This is a genomic window from Novosphingobium sp., from assembly GCF_027486195.1.
GTDB lineage: Bacteria > Pseudomonadota > Alphaproteobacteria > Sphingomonadales > Sphingomonadaceae > Novosphingobium.
The window spans coordinates 1-3172 of record NZ_JAIXPP010000103.1 but is presented as its reverse complement, the minus strand read 5'-3'; the positions used below and the strand labels follow the sequence as shown (position 1 = coordinate 3172).

General features: G+C 64.9%; 5 protein-coding genes. All 5 read left to right on the top strand.

The features are described 5' to 3' along the window. Positions 1 to 16: 16 nt before the first annotated feature. Complete coding sequence (gene rplJ / locus Q0071_RS18145; RefSeq protein ID WP_298172897.1) at positions 17 to 532, top strand: 50S ribosomal protein L10; 516 nt, start codon at positions 17 to 19, stop codon at positions 530 to 532. Positions 533 to 617: 85 nt separating this feature from the next. Then, a complete protein-coding gene (gene rplL, locus Q0071_RS18140) occupies positions 618 to 995 on the top strand; it encodes a 50S ribosomal protein L7/L12 (protein ID WP_054122581.1) in 378 nt (125 codons plus the stop codon). 142 nt (positions 996 to 1137) lie between these two features. Further along, entirely contained in the window at positions 1138 to 2514 is a 1377-nt protein-coding gene (locus Q0071_RS18135) for an MATE family efflux transporter (protein WP_298172888.1), read from the top strand. Between the two features lie 132 nt (positions 2515 to 2646). Continuing rightward, positions 2647 to 2934: a co-chaperone GroES gene (groES, locus tag Q0071_RS18130; RefSeq protein WP_298172885.1), complete on the top strand. Its 288-nt coding sequence runs from the start codon at positions 2647 to 2649 to the stop codon at positions 2932 to 2934. A gap of 47 nt (positions 2935 to 2981) precedes the next feature. Continuing rightward, positions 2982 to 3172 (top strand): TCP-1/cpn60 chaperonin family protein (locus tag Q0071_RS18125; protein WP_298172883.1); only part of this gene is annotated, 191 nt, incomplete at its 3' end.

The window sequence follows — 3172 nt, the reverse complement described above, 5'->3', positions numbered from 1 at the left end:
TGTGAAGGAGTATGGCATGGATCGTTCGCAGAAAGCCGAATCGGTCGCCTTCCTGACCGAGGTGTTCAACGAGGCAGGCGTGGTGGTCATCACCCGCAACCTCGGCCTGTCGGTGGCCCAGTCCACCGCCCTGCGCATCAAGGTCCGCGAGGCGGGCGCTTCGTTCAAGGTTGCGAAGAACAGTCTGGCCAAGATTGCCGCCAAGGGCACCGCGTACGAGGGCATGAGTGACCTCTTCACCGGTCCTACCGGCATCGCCGCTTCGGCGGATCCGGTGGCGGCCGCCAAGGTCGTCGTCGATTTCGCCAAGACCAACGACAAGCTCGAAATCGTTGGCGGTGCAATGGGCACGGTCGTTCTCGACGCCGATGGGATCAAGGCTCTCGCCACGATGCCCTCGCTCGACGAGATGCGCGCCAAGCTCATCGGCCTCATTCAGGCTCCGGCGACCAAGATCGCCCAGCTCACGACCGCTCCGGCGGCCAAGCTGGCGCGCGTCTTTGCTGCCTACGCCGAGAAGGATGCCGCGTAAGCGACAAGCAATCTCAGACCTGTTCTTCAGATCATTCGCCCAAGATCATTTGCATTTGGGCAAACCACATTGAGGAGTTATCATCATGGCCGATATCGCCAATCTCGTTGCAGAACTTTCGAAGCTCACCGTTCTCGAAGCCGCTGACCTCGCCAAGGCTCTCGAAGAAGCATGGGGCGTCAGCGCCGCTGCTGCCGTTGCCGTTGCTGCGCCCGCCGGTGGCGGCGAAGCCGCTGCTCCGGTCGAAGAGAAGACCGAATTCGACGTCATCCTGACCGGCGACGGTGGCAAGAAGATCCAGGTCATCAAGGAAGTGCGCGCCATCACCGCGCTCGGCCTGACCGAAGCCAAGGCCCTCGTCGAAGCCGCTCCGAAGGCGATCAAGGAAGGTGTCAACAAGGCCGAGGCCGAAGACATCAAGGCCAAGATCGAAGCTGCCGGCGGCACCGTCGAGATCAAGTAAGCTTCACGGCTTTCGCGGGTGTCTTGAAGCGCCCGCGGTACGGAAAGGGCGGGCCGCAAGGCCTGCCCTTTTTGCTTGCGGTGCCCACATGTGCCCCCGCGCGCCCTTTCCAAGCTGCCGCGCCGTCCCTATGCCCCGCTCCATGTTTGAAGCCGCACCCACCCGCTGGAGCGATGAATGGCGCGCGACGCTGCGCCTTGCCGCGCCGCTCGTGGGCGCGAATCTGCTGCAAATGGCGGTGTGGGCGGTCGACGTGATCTTCGTTGCGCGGCTCGGCCCCGTGGCGCTGGCCGCCTCCGCGCTCTCGGTCTCGCTGTTCGGCCTCCTCATCTGGAGCCTCACCGGCCTTGTCGGCGCCGCTTCGCCGCTGATCGCTGCCGAAATTGGCGCACGCCGCCACGCCGTGCGCGAAGTGCGCCGCACCGTGCGCATGGCCGGCTGGGCGGGCGTCATCGCGGGCGTCGGCGCGATGGGCGTGTGCCTCCTCGGCGGTCCGCTGATGCGCATCACCGGCCAGAGCGAGGACGTGATCGCACTCGCGGTTCCGTTCCTCAATGTGCTGATGTGGGCTTGTGTTCCCGCCGTGTTCGCTTCGCTGCTGCGCACCGTGGTCTCAACGCTTGGCCGCCCGCTCATCGGCACGGTGATCAACGGCCTCGCCGTCGCGGTCAACGCGCTTGGCAACTACACGTTCGTCTTCGGCCATTTCGGTGCGCCGGCGCTCGGGCTGACCGGGTCCGCCCTGTCGAGCATCGTCACCAGCATGTTCATGCTGGCCGCCTATGCCATCGTCATCCGCAGCGATCGCCGCCTGCGCCGCTATCGCTTTGGCGGGCGCTGGTGGCGGCCGGACTGGACGCGCTTTGCCGACGTGATGCGGATCGGCCTGCCGATCACCGCCACGATCATCGCCGAGGCGGGCATGTTCAACGGCGCGGCCTTTCTCATGGGCCGCATCGGCGAGGTCGAACTGGCCGCGCACACCGTTGCGTTGCAGTTCGCTGCCTTCACCTTCCAGGTGCCCTTCGGCATTGCCCAGGCTGCCACGATCCGCGTCGGCCTTGCCTATGGCGGGCGCGACAAGGCGGCGATCACGCGGTCCGGGCAGGTTGCCATGGTTCTCGGCATCGGCTTCATGGCGCTGATGGCCACGCTGATGCTGGTCTTCCCGAACCTCATCCTCGCCGCCTATATCGACCCGGCAGACCCCGCCAATGCGCGGCTGGTCCAGCTTGCCACGCAGTACATGGTCGTCGCGGCTGCCTTCCAGATCTTCGACGGTGCGCAAGCGGTCGGTGCTGCCCTCCTGCGCGGGCTGCAGGATACCCGCGTGCCGATGGGCATCGCGCTGTTCGGCTACTGGATTCCGGGCATCGGCACCGCACTGTGGCTCGGCCTGATGACCCCGCTGCAAGGCCTTGGCGTGTGGATCGGCCTCGCCGTCGGCCTCATCGTCGTGGCCGCATTGCTGCTCTGGCGCTGGCACCGGCGTGAGAAACTGGGACTCCTCCCCGCCTAGAAAACTTGGGCCTAAAAAATTGGGTCCGGGAGGTTGACCTCCCTTCGCCCCCCACCCATATGCGCCGTGCTGGCACTCTCCACCTGAGAGTGCCAAGTGCAATTTCTGTATCATGGAACAAGGGAGATACCCATGACCTTCCGTCCGCTGCACGACCGCGTGCTCGTGCGCCGTGTCGAAGCCGAGGAAAAGACCGCCGGCGGCATCATCATTCCCGATAGCGCCAAGGAAAAGCCCGCCGAGGGCGAAGTCGTGGCGATCGGTTCGGGCGCCCGCGCCGAAAACGGCACGATCACCCCGCTCGACGTCAAGGTCGGTGACCGCGTGCTGTTCGGCAAGTGGTCGGGCACCGAAGTCAAGGTCGGCGGCGAAGACCTGCTGATCATGAAGGAATCGGACATCCTCGGCGTGATCGGCTGATCATCCGGATTTCCTGACCCAACTCTTTTCATTCAAAGGAAAACATCATGGCTGCCAAGGACGTAAAGTTCGGCCGCGACGCTCGTGAGCGCATTCTGCGCGGCGTCGACATCCTCGCAGATGCCGTCAAGGTCACGCTGGGCCCCAAGGGCCGCAACGTCGTGATCGACAAGAGCTTCGGCGCGCCCCGCATCACCAAGGACGGCGTCACCGTCGCCAAGGAAATCGAACTCAAGGA